The 18,949-nt window shown below is 71.2% G+C and carries 16 protein-coding genes and 1 pseudogene; 7 read left to right on the forward strand and 10 right to left on the reverse strand.

Annotated elements, in window-relative coordinates; genetic code table 11:
- A partial coding sequence (locus ACFVW8_RS27620; protein WP_389694575.1) for an ATP-binding cassette domain-containing protein occupies positions 1-322 on the reverse strand: 322 nt, incomplete at its 3' end.
- A gap of 74 nt (positions 323-396) precedes the next feature.
- Between ACFVW8_RS27620 and ACFVW8_RS27625 the strand changes: the two genes are divergently transcribed.
- Positions 397-1,359, forward strand: a complete 963-nt coding sequence (locus tag ACFVW8_RS27625) for an FAD-dependent oxidoreductase (protein WP_389694577.1) — start codon at positions 397-399, stop codon at positions 1,357-1,359.
- Positions 1,360-1,479: 120 nt separating this feature from the next.
- Here ACFVW8_RS27625 and ACFVW8_RS27630 read toward each other — a convergent pair whose 3' ends face one another.
- Both ACFVW8_RS27630 and ACFVW8_RS27635 read right to left on the reverse strand, forming a co-directional pair.
- Positions 1,480-3,240 carry a BCCT family transporter gene (locus ACFVW8_RS27630; protein WP_389694579.1) on the reverse strand — a complete coding sequence of 587 codons (1,761 nt, stop codon included), beginning with the start codon at positions 3,238-3,240 and terminating at the stop codon, positions 1,480-1,482.
- Between the two features lie 74 nt (positions 3,241-3,314).
- Positions 3,315-4,637 carry a M14 family metallocarboxypeptidase gene (locus ACFVW8_RS27635; protein WP_389694581.1) on the reverse strand — a complete coding sequence of 441 codons (1,323 nt, stop codon included), beginning with the start codon at positions 4,635-4,637 and terminating at the stop codon, positions 3,315-3,317.
- A 225-nt stretch (positions 4,638-4,862) separates the two neighbouring features.
- Here ACFVW8_RS27635 and ACFVW8_RS27640 point away from each other — a divergent pair, with 225 nt between their 5' ends.
- On the forward strand, positions 4,863-5,906 hold the full coding sequence (locus ACFVW8_RS27640; RefSeq protein ID WP_389694583.1) for a LacI family DNA-binding transcriptional regulator: 1,044 nt from the start codon (positions 4,863-4,865) through the stop codon (positions 5,904-5,906).
- Positions 5,907-6,155: 249 nt separating this feature from the next.
- The gene (locus ACFVW8_RS27645) at positions 6,156-7,079 is read left to right on the forward strand and encodes an oxygenase MpaB family protein (RefSeq protein WP_389694584.1); all 924 of its coding nucleotides are present in this window, start codon (positions 6,156-6,158) and stop codon (positions 7,077-7,079) included.
- On the opposite strand, the pseudogene ACFVW8_RS27650 reads toward ACFVW8_RS27645, so the two are convergent.
- Positions 7,076-7,708: pseudogene (locus tag ACFVW8_RS27650) on the reverse strand (TetR/AcrR family transcriptional regulator). The gene ACFVW8_RS27645 and the pseudogene ACFVW8_RS27650 sit on opposite strands and share 4 nt — an antisense overlap.
- A gap of 178 nt (positions 7,709-7,886) precedes the next feature.
- Here ACFVW8_RS27650 and ACFVW8_RS27655 point away from each other — a divergent pair.
- Positions 7,887-8,561 (forward strand): TetR/AcrR family transcriptional regulator, encoded by a 675-nt coding sequence (locus ACFVW8_RS27655; protein ID WP_389694586.1) that lies wholly within the window; start codon positions 7,887-7,889, stop codon positions 8,559-8,561.
- A complete protein-coding gene (locus ACFVW8_RS27660) occupies positions 8,558-9,982 on the forward strand; it encodes an MFS transporter (RefSeq protein ID WP_389694588.1) in 1,425 nt (474 codons plus the stop codon). Before ACFVW8_RS27655 ends, ACFVW8_RS27660 begins: the two co-directional genes overlap by 4 nt.
- Positions 9,983-10,160: 178 nt before the next feature.
- Here the strand turns inward: ACFVW8_RS27660 and ACFVW8_RS27665 are convergent, their stop codons facing one another.
- Positions 10,161-10,637, reverse strand: a complete 477-nt coding sequence (locus tag ACFVW8_RS27665) for a macro domain-containing protein (protein ID WP_389694590.1) — start codon at positions 10,635-10,637, stop codon at positions 10,161-10,163.
- A 129-nt stretch (positions 10,638-10,766) separates the two neighbouring features.
- Between ACFVW8_RS27665 and ACFVW8_RS27670 the strand changes: the two genes are divergently transcribed.
- Positions 10,767-11,498: a MerR family transcriptional regulator gene (locus ACFVW8_RS27670; protein WP_389694592.1), complete on the forward strand. Its 732-nt coding sequence runs from the start codon at positions 10,767-10,769 to the stop codon at positions 11,496-11,498.
- A 24-nt stretch (positions 11,499-11,522) separates the two neighbouring features.
- Here ACFVW8_RS27670 and ACFVW8_RS27675 read toward each other — a convergent pair whose 3' ends face one another.
- The 4 genes from ACFVW8_RS27675 to ACFVW8_RS27690 form a co-directional block, all read right to left on the reverse strand.
- The gene (locus ACFVW8_RS27675) at positions 11,523-13,730 is read right to left on the reverse strand and encodes a 3-hydroxyacyl-CoA dehydrogenase NAD-binding domain-containing protein (RefSeq protein WP_389694594.1); all 2,208 of its coding nucleotides are present in this window, start codon (positions 13,728-13,730) and stop codon (positions 11,523-11,525) included.
- A gap of 39 nt (positions 13,731-13,769) precedes the next feature.
- Positions 13,770-14,984: an acetyl-CoA C-acetyltransferase gene (locus ACFVW8_RS27680; RefSeq protein ID WP_389694596.1), complete on the reverse strand. Its 1,215-nt coding sequence runs from the start codon at positions 14,982-14,984 to the stop codon at positions 13,770-13,772.
- 62 nt (positions 14,985-15,046) lie between these two features.
- Positions 15,047-16,189, reverse strand: a complete 1,143-nt coding sequence (locus ACFVW8_RS27685) for an acyl-CoA dehydrogenase family protein (RefSeq protein WP_389694598.1) — start codon at positions 16,187-16,189, stop codon at positions 15,047-15,049.
- On the reverse strand, positions 16,189-17,349 hold the full coding sequence (locus ACFVW8_RS27690; protein ID WP_389694600.1) for a CaiB/BaiF CoA transferase family protein: 1,161 nt from the start codon (positions 17,347-17,349) through the stop codon (positions 16,189-16,191). The genes ACFVW8_RS27685 and ACFVW8_RS27690 overlap by 1 nt, the downstream gene beginning before the upstream one ends.
- Before the next feature lie 204 nt (positions 17,350-17,553).
- On the opposite strand from ACFVW8_RS27690, the gene ACFVW8_RS27695 reads away from it, so the two are divergent.
- Complete coding sequence (locus tag ACFVW8_RS27695) at positions 17,554-18,744, forward strand: saccharopine dehydrogenase family protein (protein WP_389694602.1); 1,191 nt, start codon at positions 17,554-17,556, stop codon at positions 18,742-18,744.
- Between the two features lie 7 nt (positions 18,745-18,751).
- On the opposite strand, the gene mmpA is transcribed toward ACFVW8_RS27695, so the two are convergent.
- Positions 18,752-18,892, reverse strand: coding sequence for a morphogenic membrane protein MmpA (gene mmpA / locus ACFVW8_RS27700; RefSeq protein WP_389694604.1), 141 nt, complete (start codon positions 18,890-18,892; stop codon positions 18,752-18,754).
- Between the last annotated feature and the right edge of the window lie 57 nt (positions 18,893-18,949).

Raw genomic sequence — 18,949 nt, forward strand, 5'->3', positions numbered from 1 at the left:
CCTGGGTGGCGGTGTCCATCGTCGCCTGGGCGTCGGCGACGCCCGTCCGGCGGGCCAGGAACTCCCGTACGGTCTCGTCGGGGCGCCGCTCCGGTTCCTGCGGCAGGTGGCCGACGGTGGCCGTGGGCGGGGAGAGCCGCAGCTCACCCTCCTCCGGCTGGTCGAGTCCGGCGAGCAGCCGCAGGAGCGACGACTTTCCGGCACCGTTGACTCCGACGAGACCGATCACGTCACCGGGAGCGACCACGAGGTCGAGTTCGGCGAAGAGAGTGCGGTCGCCGTGTCCGGCGGCGAGGTCCTTGGCGACGAGGGTGGCAGTCATCAGGGTGTCGATCCTAATCGGCGGGCCGGGACTCCCGGCACCGCTGCCGCCGGGGCCGCAGGCTAGCGTCCGTCATGAGCAAAGAGTCCGGGCAGAGGCGAGCGGGGGCGACAGTGTCGGAAGTGATCGTGGTGGGTGGCGGGGTCAGTGGCCTGACCACGGCGGTGGTGCTGGCCGGTCGTGGCCACCGGGTGCGGGTCTGGTCCCGGCAGCCCGCGGAGACCACGACGTCGGCGGTGGCGGGCGCCCTGTGGTGGCCGTACCGGATCGAGCCGCAGGACCGGGTCGGCGACTGGTCACTGACTTCGCTGCGGTGGTACGAGGAGCTGGCCGCCCGTCCGCAGGAGACCGGTGTGCGCCGGGTCGGCGGTGTCCACCGGGGCGAGCGACTCGCGTCACTCGGGCCGTGGGCCGGTGAGCTGCAGGATGTGGTGGAGACCGCCGAGGGGCTGCGGTGCCGGCTGCCGCTGATCGATATGCCGGTCCATCTGGACTGGCTCGAGGAGCGGGTCCGGGAGTCCGGGGGCTCGGTCGAGCGGCGGACGGTCACCTCGTTCGACGAGGCGGCCGCGGAGGCGTCGACGGTCGTCAACTGCACGGGGCTCGGGGCGCGTGGGCTGGTCCCCGACCCCGGGATGCGGCCGGTACGCGGTCAGCTGGTCCTGGTGGAGAACCCGGGGATCGAGGAGTGGTTCACCGAGGCGGATCCCGCGTCGAGCGCGACGACGTACTTCTTCCCGCAGCCGGGCCGGCTGGTGCTGGGCGGCACCGCCGGCGCGGACGAGTGGAGCACCGTGCCCGATCCCCGTACGGCCGAGGAGATCGTGGCGCGGTGCGCCCGGATCCGGCCGGAGATCGCCCGTGCGCGGATCATCGGCCACCGGGTGGGGCTGCGGCCGGCCCGGGCCGCGGGGGTCCGCATCGAGGCCGAGCCACTGCCCGGCGGCGGACGCCTGGTGCACAACTACGGACACGGGGGCGCGGGCGTGACCGTGGCCCTGGGCTGTGCGGAGGCGGCGGCCCGGCTGGTGGGCTGAGCCGCCGCCCAACCGCCGCGCGCCGGGCGCGGGAGTGGCCGGGGAGCTCCCGCGCCCGGAACGCCCATGGGCCGCGCGGATCTCAGCCGGCCAGGCGGTTCTCCGTCAGCCGCGTGCTGTTCACTCGCCCTCGGGACCGTCGGTCGGCCGCAGGGTCGAACCACCGGGCTTGTCGCGTTCGGTGGTGATCTCGCTCCCGCCCGGGCCGATGCGGATCTCGAAGTCACCGTCGTACTTCGCATGGCCCTCGATGACCGCGGACTCGACGGCCTCCACCCCGAACTCGTGGCGCACGATGAGCGGGTCCTCGCGCAGGTCCCGCATCAGTGCCACACACATACCGATCATGACGATCGTGAAGGGCGCGGCCACCAGGATCGTCAGGTTCTGCAGGCCGGCCAGCGCGTCGCCCTTGCCGTTCCCGATCAGCAGCATGACCGCCGCCACCGCACCGGTGACGACGCCCCAGAAGACCACGACCCACTTGGCCGGCTCAAGGATGCCCTTCTGCGACAGGGTGCCCATCACGATGGAGGCGGCGTCCGCACCCGACACGAAGAAGATGCCGACCAGGATCATCACCAGCAGGCTCATCACCGTGGGGATGGGGAACTGCTGGAGCACTCCGAAGAGCTGGGCCTCCTGGGTGTCGGCGCCGTTCAGCTTTCCGGCCTCCTGGAGCTTGATGGCGGTGCCGCCGAAGATCGCGAACCAGATCAGGCTGACCGTGCTGGGGACCAGGATGACTCCGCCGATGAACTGCCGGATGGTCCGGCCGCGGCTGATCCTGGCGATGAACATGCCGACGAACGGGGTCCAGGAGATCCACCAGGCCCAGTAGAAGACGGTCCAGCTCGCGAGCCAGTCGGCCACCTCGCCCTGGCCGGTCGCCTCGGTACGGCCGGCGAGCTGCGCCAGATTGCCGATATAGGCGGCGACCGAGGTGGGCAGCAGGTCCAGCACGATGATGGTGGGACCCGCGATGAACACGAACACGGCGAGGATCAGGGCCAGCACCATATTGATGTTGGACAGCCACTGGATGCCCTTCTCCACGCCGGAGATCGCCGAGGCCACGAAGGCCACGGTCAGCACGGCGATGATCAGGACGAGCAGCCCGGTGCCGGTCTTCTCCTTCCAGTTCAGCTCGTGGAAACCGCTGCCGATCTGCAGGGCGCCGAGGCCCAGCGAGGCGGCCGATCCGAAGAGCGTGGCGAAGATGGCGAGGATGTCGATCAGCCGGCCGACACCGCCATGGGCGTGCCGGGCGCCGATGAGCGGTTCGAAGACCGCGCTGATCGTCTGCCGCCTGCGGCGCCGGAAGGTGCTGTACGCGATGGCGAGACCGACGACCGCGTAGATCGCCCACGGATGGAGCGTCCAGTGGAAGAGGGTGGTGGCCATCGCCGTCTGCATCGCCTCGGCGGCGTCGGCGGGGTGGGTACCGGGCGGCGGGTGGACGAAGTGCGCCAGCGGCTCACTGACTCCATAGAACATCAGACCGATCCCCATACCGGCGCTGAACATCATCGCGACCCAGGAGACCGTCCGGAATTCCGGCTCCTCGCCCTCCTGGCCGAGGGTGATCCTTCCGTAGCGGCTGATGGCGAGCCAGAGTGCGAAGATCACGAATCCGGACGCGGCCAGCATGAAGGCCCAACCGCCGTTGTGCATGAGCCCGTTGAGCAGTGTGCTGGAGACATCCTCCAGCGAGTCGGTGGCAGTGGCTCCCCAGACGACGAAGGCGAGGGTGAGGACAGCGGTGACACCGAACACCACCCGGTCGGTCGTGGGGCGCCGGCCCTGGGTCGGGTCGCTGGGCAGATCCGCCGTTACCGACAGACCCCCCTTGCCGCCCGTTCTCTGATCGTCCTGCGACACGAATGGCACCTTTCACGGAAGCTGAAGTTTCGCTCTCCGTAGGCAGTACCACACGCAGTGTGCATCTTCCGGGATCAACAAGCGGTATCGACTTGACCGTTTGCGAGGTGGTATGTCGCACGACCGTCCAGAAGGAGCGGGATCAGCTTCCGGGCGGACTGCGCCAACGGTACGTACACACCGTCACCGTCGCGCCGGGAGGTGACGCCGTGCAGCGCGAGTTCGTCCCCGACCCGGGCGAACTGGGCCGCCGTGAGCCGGTACCCGCAGGGCGGCTGCGCAAGCGTCTCGCCGGGCCCCGCCGCCTCGTTGTCGGCCCCGCCGAGGAGGACCGGGCCCCGATCGGTGAACCCGGCCGCCCGGGAACCGGCCGCCGCGTCGCCGATCTCCTCGCGCCGCTCATCGGCGTAGCGGAACAACCCCTTCAACGCCGCGAGTTGGGAGTGCACGCGGCGCCGGCTGTTGCGTGCGGGGTCGTCCCGCTCGGCGTCGTCGAGCGCATCGGTGCGGGACTCGACGAGCAGCGCCACCGCGTGCTTGATGCCTGCCGCGTTGCGCAGGATGCGCTCCTGTCCGTCACCTGCGGTCTGCTTGACCGGCTCGCCGGTGTCCGGATCGGTCCAGATCCCGTAGAGACCGCTGCCGTACCCGGCCTCCCGGGCGGCCGGACGCACATACCGTTCGGCCAGGAGCTCCGATTCCCCGTGCACCCGGTCGTGGACGCCGGGGTTGCGCGGCCACAAGACGGTGAGGTCCTTGTCGTAGTACGGCGCGGTCGCACTGTACTCGTGCAGGTCGTAGATCACCTCGGGTTCGCGGTCCCGGACAACCGCCGCGATGGCGCGGCCCTCGGCGGTCCGCAGCGCGATGTGGTCGCGGTTGATGTCCAGGTCGTCGGAGTTGCCGCGGGTGCCGGCGGCGTACCCGTCGGGGTTGGCGGTGGGAATGACGAGGACCTCGGTACGGGAGAGGAAGTCCCGGGTCGCCCGGTCCCTGGCGTATCCGAGATCGCGGATCGTCGTCAGACAGGCCTCACGCCCGGCGGGCTCGTCACCGTGCTGACTGCACACGAGCAGCACGGTGAGCGCGGCCGGCTCCCGGCCGCCGATCCGGACCAGGCGCAGCGGGCGCCCCTGCTTCGTCCTGCCGATCCGCTCAACGGAGACCAGGTCGCTGTGCCGGTCGACGGCGGCGAGCAGGGAGCGCTCCTCGGCCGGGCCGGTCCAGCGCGCCCCGTCGGCGGACTCGAATCCGGTACGCGGCAGGGTGCGCGCGGCCTCCGCGGACACCGTGACCAGCGTGACGGCCAGCGCGGTGGCCAGTGCCGTGAGCGCGAGGTTGCGGATCCGGCGACGGGCGGTGCGACGGTCACGGCCGTCCGGCGCGGGGGGCGTCACCGGCCGCCGGCTCCGGTGCCGCGCAGAGCACCGGCCGGGGCCGGGGCGGGCGGCCTGGACGTCGAGCGGGCACCCCGCGCACGTGTCGGCATGGCCGGAAGGTACCCCGCCCGGCGCCCGCGCGACAGGTACCCCCGGTCACCTTTTTCCGGCGACGGTTAGGCTGGCGGGGTTCGTGCTGTCCGGCCGTTTCCGGCCTCCTGCCGCGCCTCCGAGGAGCGTCCCTTGCCCCGTCCGACCTCCGGTGCCCCTCACCACGCACGCCCCACACTGGAAGCGGTGGCTGCCCGCGCGGGGGTGTCCCGGGCGACGGCCTCCCGGGTGGTCAACGGCGGGGCAGGGGTGCGGCAGCCACTGGTGGAGCAGGTGCGCAAGGCGGTCGAGGAGCTCGGCTACATACCGAACCACGCGGCGCGGACGCTGGTGACCCGGCGTAACGGCGCGGTCGCCGTGATCATCGACGAACCCGAGATCCGGATCTTCTCCGACCCCTTCTTCTCCCAGCACATCCGCGGCATCAGCCGCGAACTCAGCACGTACGACGCCCAGCTGGTGCTGCTCCTGGTGGAGGGCAGCGGGGATTTCGACCGGGTCTCCCGCTATCTGGCCGGCGGCCATGTCGACGGGGTGCTGGCCTTCTCGCTGCACACGGACGACGAACTGCCCGCGGTCATCCGCCGGTTCCGGGTGCCGACGGTCTACGGCGGGCGCCCCGGCCGCCCCGGTGCCGCCTCCGAGCTCGCGGTGCCCTATGTCGACTGCGACAACCGCGGCGGCGCGCGTGAGGCCGTGCGCCATCTGGTTTCGCTCGGCCGCCGGCACATCGCGCACATCGCGGGCCCGCGCGACCAGACGTCGGCGCTCGACCGGATCGACGGCTACTTCGACGTGCTGCCCGACGGCGATCCGGCGCTGGTCACGGACGGCGACTTCACCGCGGACGGCGGCGCCCGCGCCATGGCCGGGCTGTTGGAGAAGCGGCCCGACCTGGACGCCGTCTTCGCCGCCAACGACCTGATGGCCTCGGGCGCGTTGCGGGTACTGCGCGAGCACGGACGCCGGGTGCCGCAGGACGTGGCGCTGGTGGGCTTCGACGACATGGAGTCGGTGGCCGAGGCGACGGATCCGCCGCTGACGACGGTCCGTCAGGACGTGGTCGGAATGGGCCGCTTGATGGTCCGGCTGCTGATGGACCGGCTGAACGACGGGCCGGCCGAACCGGACTCGGTGATCACACCGACGGAGCTCGTCCACCGCGCGTCGGCGTGACGCCGACACCGGCCCGGGCCGGTGGCCGCCTCGATCCGACCGCCCCCCAGTGGCTCACCCATGCCCCGAGGCCCCTGGCACATCCACACCGGCCCCATCGGTGCCGGTGGTGTTGACGCGACTCGTGCAACAAGTCGATAGTCTTTGTAACATTGACTCTCTGCTCGACGTTCCGTCAGATCGCCTCTGATGCAGGCGAGTTGAGCCGGGGACGGACGCCGCACGTACCACCCGACAGGAGGGTGCACCATGGGCCGCTACAGCCGTCTGCATGAGATACGCCGGATGGATCCCGTCCGCGACTGCGCCGAGATCCTCCGACTGATCGCGCAGTACGAGTTCCCCTGGGACTACCGGCAGGGCGTGAGCGTCGCGTTCCTCCGCGACTACGGAGTCCCTCGCATCTCCGTGCTCCTGGACCGCACACAGGAGTTCGAACGGTCGGGACAGAAGCGCTACGACGACACGGTGCTCATCGGGTACGAGATGGCCGCCGACGGCTTCGACTCGGAGCGCGGCCGTGCGGCGGCCCGGCATCTCAACCGCATCCACGGCAAGTACCGGATCCCGAACGAGGACTTCCTGTACGTCCTGGCGACCACGGTCGTCGGGCCGAAGCGCTGGATCGACCGGTTCGGCTGGCGGCCACTGTGCCCGGTGGAGACCGAGGCGCTGACCGAGGTGGGCCGGAAGATGGCCGTCATGATGGACATCGAGGGCGCGCCGGACACCTATGAGGGGTTCGAGCGACTGCTGGACTCCTACGAGGAGCGGATGTTCGCGTACGACCCGGCCAACCGGCGGGTCGCGAACGCCACGTTCCGGATCATGGCGAGCTGGTACCCGCGCCCGCTGCGTCCGGCCGTCGCACGGTTCTCGCTCGCCCTGCTGGACGAACCGCTGCTGCGGGCCCTGGGGTTCCGGGCGCAGCCCGGCTGGGCGCGGACGGCGGCCGCGGGAACGCTGCGGGCCCGCGCACGGTGTGTGCGCATGCTGCCGGCCCGGCCCCGGTGGCTGCCCTCACGCCCGCAGCCGCGCTCCTATCCGTTCGGCTGGCGCCTCGACGACCTCGGACCGCACTGGGCCGGCAGCCGGCCTCTTGAGCCGCTGCCGGACGAGCGCCGCCTGCCGCCCGCCGAGACGTCACGGCCGGCCGTGCAGCCGAGCGTCTAGGACACGGCAATCAGCGGTACCAGGTAGCAGCGGGCGAACACCCGGAGCCGCTCTTCGTCGTCGAGCTCGAATCAGCTGACGGGGTTGAGGAGGAAGGAGACCGTGATCCGCACCATCAGCTCGGCCACAGGTGTCGGATCGGTCTCCGGCCTGCCCTCCGAACGCCTGGCCTCGCGCAGCCGGCCGGCCACGTAGTCGCGTATCACGAGGAAGGCCGGTCCGCTCTCCACCGTCAGGAACGGGAGCATGATCTCCGGTTCTAGCCGCAACAACCCACCCACGAGCGGGTGTTCGCGGATGTGTCCGAGGACGGCCACGAACCCCTCGACGATCCGGTCCTCGGTTGTCGGCAGCGAGGCGACCGCCTCGTCCACCTCGACGACGAAGCGCCGGTACTCACGCAGCAGACAGGCCGACACCAGGCCGTCCTTGTTGCCGATCCGCCGGTACACGGTCACCCGCGAGACGCCTGCACGTTTGGCGACGTCGTCAACGGTGGAACGGCGCAGCCCGAAGGTCATGAACTGCTCACGCGCGGCGTCGAGGATCTGCTCGGTCAGCGCGTCGGAGGGCGGCGCCTCACCGAGCGCCCGGGCCAGCAGCGTTTCGTCCGTGCCCCGTGCGGCCATGGGCCCTCCCCCGCTCTCCACCGGTTCCGGTCCACCCTATCGACGCGGGTTACGCAGAGATCTGGTCCGTCTCTCCGTAACCCACCCTGCCCGAAGAGGGATTCAGGATGCGCACTCTACGGCTCCGACCGCACGGAACGGAGTAGACAGTGTCTACTCCGTTTGGTAGACAGTGCCCATGACGACGGACAAACCCCTCAGGGAGCGACTGATCGATGTGGGGGTCGACATCGTGACAACCGACGGCTCCACCTCGCTGGGGCTGCGCGAGATCGCCCGCAGGGCCGGGGTGTCGCACGGCGCGCCCCGTCGCTACTTCCCGACGCACCACGCACTGCTCTCCGCGATCGCCCACCGCGGATTCACCGAGCTGGGACGGCGCTTCGCGGCCGCGACCGGTGACACGGCCCCGCCGCGGGCGCAGTTGACGGCACTCGGGCACACGTACGTCAGGTATGCACTGGAGCACCCCGCGATGTTCGAGCTGATGTTCCGGCACGACCTTCTGGACAGCGAGCAGCAGTACGACGAGCCGCGGGACCCGGGCCGGCCCCGTCTCCGGGAGTTGTCGCTGCCCCTCTTCGAGGCCGTGGTCGACCTCGTCGGCGCGTACCGGTCACAGGGCGACGGCGCCCGGGAGACGGGCGCGCGGGCCGACCGGCCGCTGCCTGACACCATGACCGCGGCGGCTCTTTGGGCGAATCTGCACGGTATCGCTCAGTTGTGGACGCGAGGCAGCCTTCCGCTGGCACTCGGAGACCGTGGCACAGTGCCGGACGGCGCCCCCGACGCAGCACTGGACCGTCTGATGACCGCGGCGCTGGACGCCCATCTGAGTACGGGACAGCCGTGACCGGCGCCGTGCGCCGGCGCCTCGCCCTGGTGGTCAGCGTCGCCGGGGCCATGCTGGTCGCACTGGACGGCACGATCCTGCTGGTGGCCCAGCCCCCGTTACGGCGGGACTTCGGCGCGAGCGTCGCCCAGGTCCAGTGGACCAGTACCGGCTATCTGCTGGCGGTCGTCTCGTTTCTCGTCGTTGCCGGGTATCTGGGCGACAGGTTCGGACACGCACGGCTGCTGTCGGCCGGCGCCCTGGGCTTCGCCGCCGCCTCGGCGGGGATCGCCGCGGCCCCGGGTGTGGGCTGGGTGATTGCGCTGCGCGTCCTGCAGGGCGTGTTCGGTGCGCTGCTGCAACCCGCAACCCTCGCGCTGCTGCGGCTGGCCTGTCCGGCGGACCTGCTCGGCCGGGCGGTGGCGATGCGGACCGTGGGTATCGGACTCGCCGCAGCTGCCGGGCCGATACTGGGCGGCGTACTGGTCGACCTGCTGGGCTGGCGGGCCGTATTCGTGATCAACGTCCCGCTCGCCCTCGCCGTCGCCGCCCTCACCCTCGCCGTCCGGGTGCCGAAATCCGCGTGTACCGAGCCCAGGCGGCTCGACCTCGCCGGAACCGCCCTGCTCACGGCCGCACTGGGCCTGCTCGTGCACACTCTGGTCGGCGTACCGGAGCACGGCTGGGGAGCCGCGCGCACCCTGCTCGGATTCGCGGTCACGGCGTGCGCCGCGACCGCGTTCGTCGTGCACGAGCGCCGTTCCGCACACCCGATCGTGCCTGCTTGCGTGGCGCGGTCCCTGCCCGTGACGGCGTCCATGGCCATGCTGCTCGTCACCACAGGAGGCCTGTTCGGGACGCTCTTCGTGTCGACGTTCCGCCTCCAGGACGTGCAGGGCCTCGGCCCGCTCGCCACCGGGGTGCGGGTCCTTCCGCTGACCGTGCTCATGGTCCTCGGTGCCCCCGTCGCCGGCGCCGCGCTACGCAGGTACGGGGCGCGTCGCACCGCGGTGACCGGCGTGATCCTGGTGGTCCTCGGGATCGTCGGCCTGTCCGGGCCTGCAGCCGAAGGGGCCTGGACGGGTGCAGGGACGGCCTTCGCCCTGCTCGGGGCCGGTATCGCAACCGTGATGGTGACGGCGACGGGCGCAGTCGTCGGCGATGCGCCCGTCGGGTACGCGGGGGTCGTCGGCGGACTCAAGCAGACCGCCATGAACGTCGGACCGGCCCTCGGCATCGCCCTTGCCGCCGGGCTGGTTCCGGCGGCGGGCGCGGACCCCTCGGACGCGGCGGCAACCGCCGCCGGGGCGGGCCCCGCTCTGCTGCTCCTGGCCGGACTCGTCGCCCTCGGGCTGCTCCCCGCGGCGCTGCTCCCCGACCGCCACCCAGACCCCCCGACAGCCGTGGGCACATCCACCCGCCGCGCCTCCCGCCAGGCGTAGTCGTACACCGTCACGCCGATCCGTTCTGTATCAGCACGGCCGGGCGACGCGCCGGCCGTCACCGAGGGACAGAGCCGGCTGGGCACCGCAGGAGCAGGAGACGCGGCTTTTCCGTCACGATCCGGACGGAGGCCCGACTCCTGCCCCGTACACCCCGACGGGTACACGACGACAGCCCCTAGTCGAAGTCGTACACCGTCACCGACAGGCCCCGCCCCGTCAGCCACTTCTCGACGAGTGGCTCGATTCGGGACCACTTCCCGCCCGCGAGCCCGCAGCCGATCCGGGGCATGTGCACCGAGGCCCCCAGTTCCACCGCCCGGTCGGCCACCGCCTCCAACGCCCTGCCGATCGCCTCGTAGCGCACCGGGACCCCGTTGCCGCCCGTGCGCATCCCCCGCTGGCCCACCGCGTTCGCCACCCAGATGTACGGGGTCACCTGTACGAACTGCACCGCGCCGAGGCCGAAGTCGTTCCCCGCACGCTCGCGGTGCCACTGCCGGTAGGCCGCCTCGGGTTCGGGCCAGCGGCGTGAGAGGGCGAGGACGAACCCCTTGCCCCAGCCCCCGAGGTCATTGCAGACATGGACGATCAGCTTGACGCCCTTGCCGTGGGGTGAGGTCGCGTCGCCGACTACGTAGGTGATCTCGGACATGAGTTCAGGCTAGAGGCCGGCACTGACAACCACGGGCTTTCACATCATTGGTGAGACAGCAATACTGTTGCATCCGAGTGGGGCGCGTACGCAGCGGCTCACCCGCAGGGCCGGACACGAGGAGCAGAGATGGCGACCGGGACCGAGGAGCCGAAGCTCACCGTCGACGAGCTGGCGGCACGCGCCGGGGTGACGGTACGCACGGTGCGCTTCTACAGCACCCGGGGGCTGCTGCCGCCTCCGGTGATCGGACCGCGCCGGGTGGGGCACTACGGGCACGACCACCTCTCCCGGCTCGCGCTGATCGAGGAGCTTCAGCACCAGGGCATGACGCTGGCCGCGATCGAACGCTATCTGGAGCAGCTGCCGCCGGATCTGAGCGCCCAGGACCTGGCGATCCACCGGGCCCTGGTGGCCTCCTGGGCTCCGGACTCGGCGGAGGACGCGACGCGGGCCGAGCTGGAACGCCGCGCGGGGCGGACACTGACCGAGCAGGACATCGCCCGGCTGGCGGCGATGGGCGTACTCGAACGGGCCGATCCGGGCGACGCCCCCTACCGGGTGGATCCGGGACTGCTGCGCCTCGGGGTGGAGCTGCTCGACGTGCCGATCGCGCACGAGACGATCCTCGCCGCCCGGACGGTACTGCTGGAGCACACCCGCTCGGCCGCCCACGAGCTGAGCCGGCTGTTCCGGGACGAGGTGTGGAATCCGTACCGGGAGCGGGAGTCCGATCCTGAGCACGTCAAGGCGATGAAGTCGCTGTCCGCGCACATGCAGCCGATGGTGCTCCAGGCGCTGGTGACCGCCTTCCAGCGGTCGCTCAAGGAGGAGCTGCGGGCCGCGTTCACCGCCGAGTGACGGTGAACGCGGTGCACGGCGGCGTCAGTCGTGGAAGGTCTCGCCCTTCTCCGCCTTCGCCACGAGCAGCGCGGGCGGCAGGAAGCGGTCGCCGTACCGCTCGGCGAGCTGCCGGGCGCGGGCCACGAAGCCGGGCAGGCCGCCCTCGTACCCGTTGATGTACTGGAGCACTCCGCCGGTCCACGGCGGGAAGCCGATGCCCATGATGGAGCCGATGTTGGCGTCGGCGACCGTGATCAGAACGTTCTCCTCCAGGCAGCGGACACTGTCCAGGGCCTCGGAGAAGAGCATCCGCTCCTGCATGTCGGTGAACGAGATGTCCGTGCCGGGTTGCGTGCTGTTCCCACCCGGGGGTCGACCCCCGGAGACCCCGAAGTGCTCGCGCAGGCCGGGCCAGAGCCGGGTGCGCTTGCCGTTCTCGTCGTACTCGTAGAAGCCCGCGCCGCCGCTGCGTCCCGGGCGCCCGAACTCGTCGACCATCCGGTCGATGACCGAGTCCGAGGGGTGGCCGGCCCAGCTGCCGCCCGCCTCCTCGACGGCCCGCCTGGTCTCGTTGCGGATCTTGCGCGGCAGGGTGAGGGTCAGCTCGTCCATCAGGGAGAGCACCTTGGCCGGGTATCCGGCCTGGGCGGCGGCCTGTTCGACGGAGGCGGGCTCGACGCCCTCGCCGACCATCGCGACGCCCTCGTTGATGAACTGGCCGATGACGCGCGAGGTGAAGAAGCCGCGCGAGTCGTTGACGACGATCGGTGTCTTCTTGATCCGGCGGACCAGGTCGAAGGCGCGGGCCAGCGCCTCGTCGCCGGTCCGCTCGCCCTTGATGATCTCGACGAGCGGCATCTTGTCGACGGGCGAGAAGAAGTGCAGCCCGATGAAGTCGTCGGGGCGCGAGACGCCCTCGGCCAGCGCCGTGATGGGCAGCGTCGAGGTGTTGGAGCAGAGCAGCGCGTCGGGCTCGATGATGTCCTGGATCTCCTGGAACACCTTGTGCTTGAGCGCGGTGTCCTCGAAGACGGCCTCGATGACGGCGTCGCAGCCCGCGAGGTCAGCCGGGTCGCCGGTCGGGGTGATGCGCGCGAGCAGCTGGTCGCGCTTCGCCTGCGTCGTGCGGCCCCGGGAGAGCGCCTTGTCGAGCAGCTTCTCGCTGTACGCCTTGCCCTTGGCGGCGGCCTCCGTGGAGACGTCCTTGAGGACGACGTCGATTCCCGCGCGGGCGCAGGAGTACGCGATGCCGGCGCCCATCATCCCGGCGCCGAGCACGGCGACCTTGCGGACCTGGCACTCCTCGATGTCCTTGGGGCGGCTGGCACCGGAGTTGACGGCCTGGAGGTCGAAGAAGAAGGCCTGGATCATGTTCTTCGAGACCTGGCCGGTGACCAGCTCGGTGAAGTAGCGGGCCTCGATGGTGAGCGCGGTCTCGAAGTCGACCTGCGAGCCCTCGACCGCGGCGGCCAGGATGTTGCGCGGCGCGGGCATGGGGGCGCCGGCGAGCTGCTTCTTCAGGTTGGCCGGGAAGGCCGGCAGATTGGCGGCGAACTTCGGGTTCGACGGGGTGCCGCCGGGAATCCGGTAGCCCTTGACGTCCCAGGGCTGCTGCGACTCGGGGTGGGCCTCGATGAAGGCGCGGGCCTTGTCGAGCATCTCCTCGGGCGTCGCGGCGACCTCGTGGACCAGGCCGTTCTCCAGGGCGCGCTGCGGGGTGTACTGGGTGCCCTGGAGCAGCACCTTGAGCAGTGCGTCGGCGATGCCCATGAGGCGCACCGTGCGGGTGACGCCACCGCCCGCGGGCAGCAGGCCGAGGGTGACCTCGGGCAGCCCGATGCGGGAGCCGGGTGCGTCGAGGGCGACGCGGTGGTGGGAGGCGAGCGCGATCTCGTAACCGCCGCCGAGGGCGGCCCCGTTGATGGCGGCGACGACCGGCTTGCCGAGGGTCTCGATGCGGCGCAGCGAGCTCTTGATCGCGGTACCGGTGTCGAAGGCCTGCTGGGCGTTCTCGGGACCGACCTTGATCATGTCCTTGAGGTCGCCGCCCGCGAAGAAGGTCTTCTTGGCGGAGGTGTAGATGATGCCGCGGATGGAGTCCTTCTCGGCCTCGGCGCGGTCGGCAATGGCCGCGATGGAGTCCTTGAAGGCCTGGTTCATCGTGTTGGCGGACTGGTTGGGGTCATCGAGTACGAGGGTGACGACGCCGGCCTCGTCCTGTTCCCAGCGGATGGTCGTGCTCTCGGTCATTCTCTTCTTCTCCGTAAGCAGGGGGTTGCCGGGGGACGGTCAGAGGCGCTCGACGACGGTGGCGACGCCCATGCCGCCGCCGACGCAGAGGGTGGCGAGGCCGTAGCGCTTGTCCTGCCGCTCCAGCTCGTCGATGAGCGTGCCGAGGATCATCGCGCCGGTGGCGCCGAGCGGGTGTCCGAGCGCGATCGCGCCACCGTTGACGTTGATCTTGTCGAGCGAGAGCCCCATGTCCCGGGCGAAGCGCAGGACGACGCCGGCGAAGGCCTCGTTGATCTCGACGAGGTCGATGTCGTCGATGGTCAGCCCGGCCTTGGCGAGGGCCTTGCGGGTGGCGGGCGCGGGGCCGGTGAGCATGATGGTGGGCTCGGAGCCGGAGACGGCTGCGGAGACGATCCGGGCGCGCGGCGTGAGTCCGTACCGCTCGCCGATCTCCTTGGAGCCGATCGCGACCAGGGCCGCTCCGTCCACGATGCCGGAGGAGTTGCCCGCGTGGTGGACGTGGTCGATCTTCTCCACCCAGTGGTACTTCTGCAGCGCCACCGCGTCGAAGCCGCCCATCTCGCCGATCGCGGCGAACGACGGCTTGAGCGCGGCGAGGGAGTCGGCGGTGGTGCCGGGCCGCATGTGCTCGTCGTGGTCCAGGACGACGAGGCCGTTCCGGTCCTTGACGGGGACGACGGAGCGCGCGAAGCGGTTGTCCTTCCAGGCTTCGGCGGCCCGCTCCTGCGAGAGCGCGGCGAACTCGTCGACGTCGCGGCGGGTGAAGCCCTCGATGGTCGCGATGAGGTCGGCGCCGATGCCCTGCGGCGCGAAGCCCGTCTCGTAGTTGGTCATCGGGTCCATCGCCCAGGCCCCGCCGTCCGAGCCCATCGGCACCCGGGACATCGACTCGACGCCGCCTGCGAGGATGAGGTCCTCCCAGCCCGAACGGACCTTGGCGGCGGCCAGGTTGACCGCTTCCAGGCCCGAGGCACAGAAGCGGTTCTCCTGGACGCCCGCGACGGTGTCCGGAAGTCCGGCCGCGATGGCGGCGATGCGGGCGATGTCGGAGCCCTGGTCGCCGAGCGGGCTGACGACGCCGAGCACGATGTCGTCGATGGCCGCCGGGTCCAGGCCCGGGAAGCGGCCGCGGATCTCGTGGATCAGGCCGACGACGAGGTCGATCGGCTTGGTGCCGTGCAGGGCGCCATTGGCCTTGCCGCGGCCGCGCGGGGTGCGGATCGCGTCATAGACGAACGCTTCGGTACTCAAGACAGCTGCCTTTCGGGGGTGGTGGCGCAACAGGGGGTGGTCACTCGGCGAGGAGCGGTGGATCAGGCGAGCAGCGAGCGGCCGATGATCTCCTTCATGATCTCGGTCGTTCCGCCGTAGATGGTCTGGATGCGGCCGTCGGTGAACGCCTTGGCCACCCGGTACTCCGTCATGTAGCCGTACCCGCCATGGAGTTGGAGGCAGCGGTCGGCGACGCGCTTCTGCAGCTCGGTGGCCCACCACTTCGCCATCGAAGCGTGCACGGCGTCGAGCGTCCCCTCCGAGTGGTCGACGATGCACCGGTCGAGGAAGGCGCGGGTGACGGCGCACTCGGTGGCCATCTCGGCGATCTCGAACCGGATGTGCTGCAGCTTGGAGAGCGGCCGCCCGAAGGCCTCGCGCTCCTTGACGTACTCGGTGGTGATCTCCAGCAGGTGCTCGGCGGCGGCGATCCCGGCGACGGCGATGCCCATCCGCTCCTGGGCGAGGTTGGTCATCAGGTGGATGAAGGCGCCGTCCAGCTCACCGAGGAGGTTCTCCTTGGGCACGCGCACGTCGTCGAAGAACAGCTCGGCCGTGTCCTGGGACTTCTGGCCGATCTTGTCGAGGTTGCGGCCCCGCTCGAAGCCCTCCGCACCACGCTCGACGACTATGAGCGAGAGTCCCTTCGCGCCGCCGTCCGGGGTGGTCTTCGCCACGACGACGACCAGGTCGGCGAGGATGCCGTTGGAGATGAACGTCTTGGAGCCGTTGACCAGCCAGTGGTCGCCCTTGTCCTCGGCCGTGGTGCGGATGCCCTGGAGGTCGGAGCCGGCGCCCGGTTCGGTCATCGCGATGGCGGTGATGATCTCGCCGCTGCAGAAGCCGGGCAGCCAGCGCCGCTTCTGCTCGTCGGTGCCCAGGCCCGTCAGGTAGGGGCCGATGATGTCGTTGTGCAGGCCGAGCGCGAGCCCGGGGGCGCCCGCGCGGGTGAACTCCTCGGCGAGGACGGCGCTGTAGCGGAAGTCGGCGTTGCCACCGCCCCCGTACTCCTCGGGCACGGCGAGGCCGAGCAGCCCCTGGCGGCCCGCCGCGCGCCAGGCCTCGCGCGAGACGATGCCGTCCTTCTCCCACTGCTCGTAGTGCGGAAGGACCTCCTTGGCCAGGAAGGTGCGGACCGTCGCACGGAACGCGTCGTGCTCGTCGGTGAAGATCTGCCGCTGCATCAGTCGGTGGTGTCCTTCCGGGTGGTCCGCAGGGCCGGTACGCCCCAGTCGGCGGCGACGGCCTCGGTGTCCGCGCCCGGCTGCGCCGGGCCGCTGTGCACCGAGCCGGGCGTGGCCGAGAACCGGGGCGCGGGCGCGGGCTGGGTGAGTCCGCCGTGCTCGACGAAGGTGGCGCGGGCGGCGAGGTGCGGGTGGTGAGGTGCCTCGCGGAGCGAGAGGACGGGTGCCACACAGGCGTCCGACCCGTCGAAGACCTCGGTCCACTCGGCGCGGGTGCGGGTGCGGAACCGGGCGGCGACGACCGCGCGGAGCTCGTCCCAGCGGGAGATGTCGCCCCGGTCGGGGGCCGTCTCCGTGATACCGAGGAGCTCGGTGAACTCGGCGTAGAACCGCGGTTCCAGCGGGCCGACCGCCATGTACTCGCCGTCGGAGGTCTCGTAGGAGCCGTAGAACGGGCTGCCGCCGTCCAGCAGGTTGGAGCCGCGCCGGTCCTGCCAGCCGCCGGCCGCCAGCATGCCGTGGATCATCATGGCGAGGTGGGAGGCGCCGTCGACGATCGCCGCGTCCACGACCTGGCCCGCGCCTTCGGGGGTACGGGCGTGCTGGAGGGCCGCGAGGACTCCGACGACCAGGTAGAGCGAGCCGCCGGCGTAGTCGCCGAGCAGGTTGGCCGGGACGATGGGCGGCTCGCCCGGCTTCCCGATCATGGAGAGGGTGCCGGTGACCGCGATGTAGGCGATGTCGTGCCCTGCCCGGTCGGCGAGCGGCCCGTCCTGCCCCCAGCCCGTCATCCGCCCGTAGACGAGGCGGGGATTACGGGCCAGGCAGGCGTCGGGGCCGACTCCGAGGCGCTCGGCGACGCCCGGCCGGTACCCCTCGATCAGGATGTCGGCGCGCTCGACCAGGTCCAGGACCGTCGCCGGGCCGTCCTGCGCCTTGAGGTCGACGAGGACGGAACGCTTGTTGCGGTTGGTGAGGTCGCGGGCCGGGTCGATGCCGAGTCCGGCACCGCCGGGGCGGTCGACCCGCACCACGTCCGCGCCCAGATCGGCCAGGAGCATCGCGGCGAACGGGCCGGGGCCGATGCCCGCCAGCTCGACCACCCGTACTCCGGCGAGCGGCCCGCGTGGGCCCTGCACGCCGTTCCCTGCTGCTGCCATCGAGCCCCCAGCGGTATGACACAACTGATGTAACACCGATGATGCTAAGAACGTACCGCGCTCCGCACAACCCCTTGGGCCGAGCAAGCGCTTAGTCCTTTCCCGCCGATCCTCCCCCACGAAGCCCTCCCGGCCGCACACCGCCACGTCCGCCTCCGCTAACCTCTGCCTGCTACATCGGCGCCGGCCCCTGCGGAGGCACTCGTGAACAGGCAGAACGGGGCACAACGCCCCTATGACGTGGTCCTTTTCGGCGCCACCGGCTTCGTGGGCGTCCTCACCGCCGCATACTTGGCGGCCCATGCACCGGACGGCTGCCGCTGGGCCCTGGCCGGCCGCAACCGCGCCAAGCTGGAGCAGCTGCGGAACCGCCTGACCGCCACCGATCCGCGCTGGGCGGACCTCCCGCTGCTGCATGCCGATGCGGACGACGCCGGATCACTGCGCGAACTGGCCGAGTCCGCCCATGTGGTGGCCACGACGGTCGGCCCGTACGTCTGGTACGGGGAGCAGCTGGTAGCAGCCTGCGCCGAGGCGGGGACGGACTACGCGGATCTTTCCGGTGAGCCGGAGTTCGCCGACCGGATGTATCTGGAGCACGACGCACGGGCTCGCGAGACGGGCGCCCGCATCGTGCACGCCTGCGGCTTCGACTCCGTACCGCACGATCTCGGGGTGTACTTCACGGTCCAGCAGCTGCCCGAGGACGTGCCGCTGCGCATCGACGGATTCGTCCGCAGCAACGCCGTCTTCTCCGGGGGTACGTTCGCCTCCGCGCTGACCGCGATGGGCCGGGGCCCGCAGATGCTGCGCGCGGCGAGGGAGCGCCGGCTGCACGAGCCGCGGCTGGTCGACCGCCGGACCCGCGCCCCGCTGGGCGCACCGCGGTTCAGCGCGGAGACGGGCACCTGGGCCCTTCCACTGCCCACCCTCGACGCACAGATCGTGGAGCGCTCCGCCCGCGCGCTGCCCCGGTACGGCCCCGACTTCCGTTACCGGCACTACGCCTCGGTCAGGCATCTGCCGGTGGCCCTGGGCGGCACCGCGGCGCTCGGCGCCCTGCTGGGCGCGGCGCAGGTGCCGGCGGCACGGGCGTGGCTGATGAACCGCTACGAGCCCGGCTCCGGCCCTGACGCGGAGCGCAGGCGGCGCAGCTGGTTCACGGTCCGGTTCGTCGGCGAGGGCGGCGGCCGGCGGGTGTTCACCGAGGTGTCGGGCGGTGATCCCGGTTACGGCGAGACGGCGAAGATGCTCGCCGAGTCCGCGCTGTGTCTGGCGCTGGACGAGCTGCCGGCGGTGGCGGGGCAGGTCACCACGGCCGTCGCGATGGGCGACGCGCTGGGAAGCCGGCTGCGGGCGGCCGGGCTGGGCTTCCGGGTGGCGGCGGTGCGCTGACGCACCGCTAGAGGATCCACGAGGCCAGGGTGTAGAGCATCGCCCCGGCCCAGACGAATGCCACCGCACCCCCGATCAGCATGCCCATCTCGGCACGACGCTGAGCGGGGCGGGGTGCGGTCCGGCCGGGTGTACGAGAAGCGTTCATGTGTCCAGAGTGCCGACCATGATCGCCGAACGCTATCCGTACGGATACTCAGGCCCC

Source organism: Streptomyces sp. NPDC058221 (assembly GCF_042882365.1).
GTDB lineage: Bacteria > Actinomycetota > Actinomycetes > Streptomycetales > Streptomycetaceae > Streptomyces.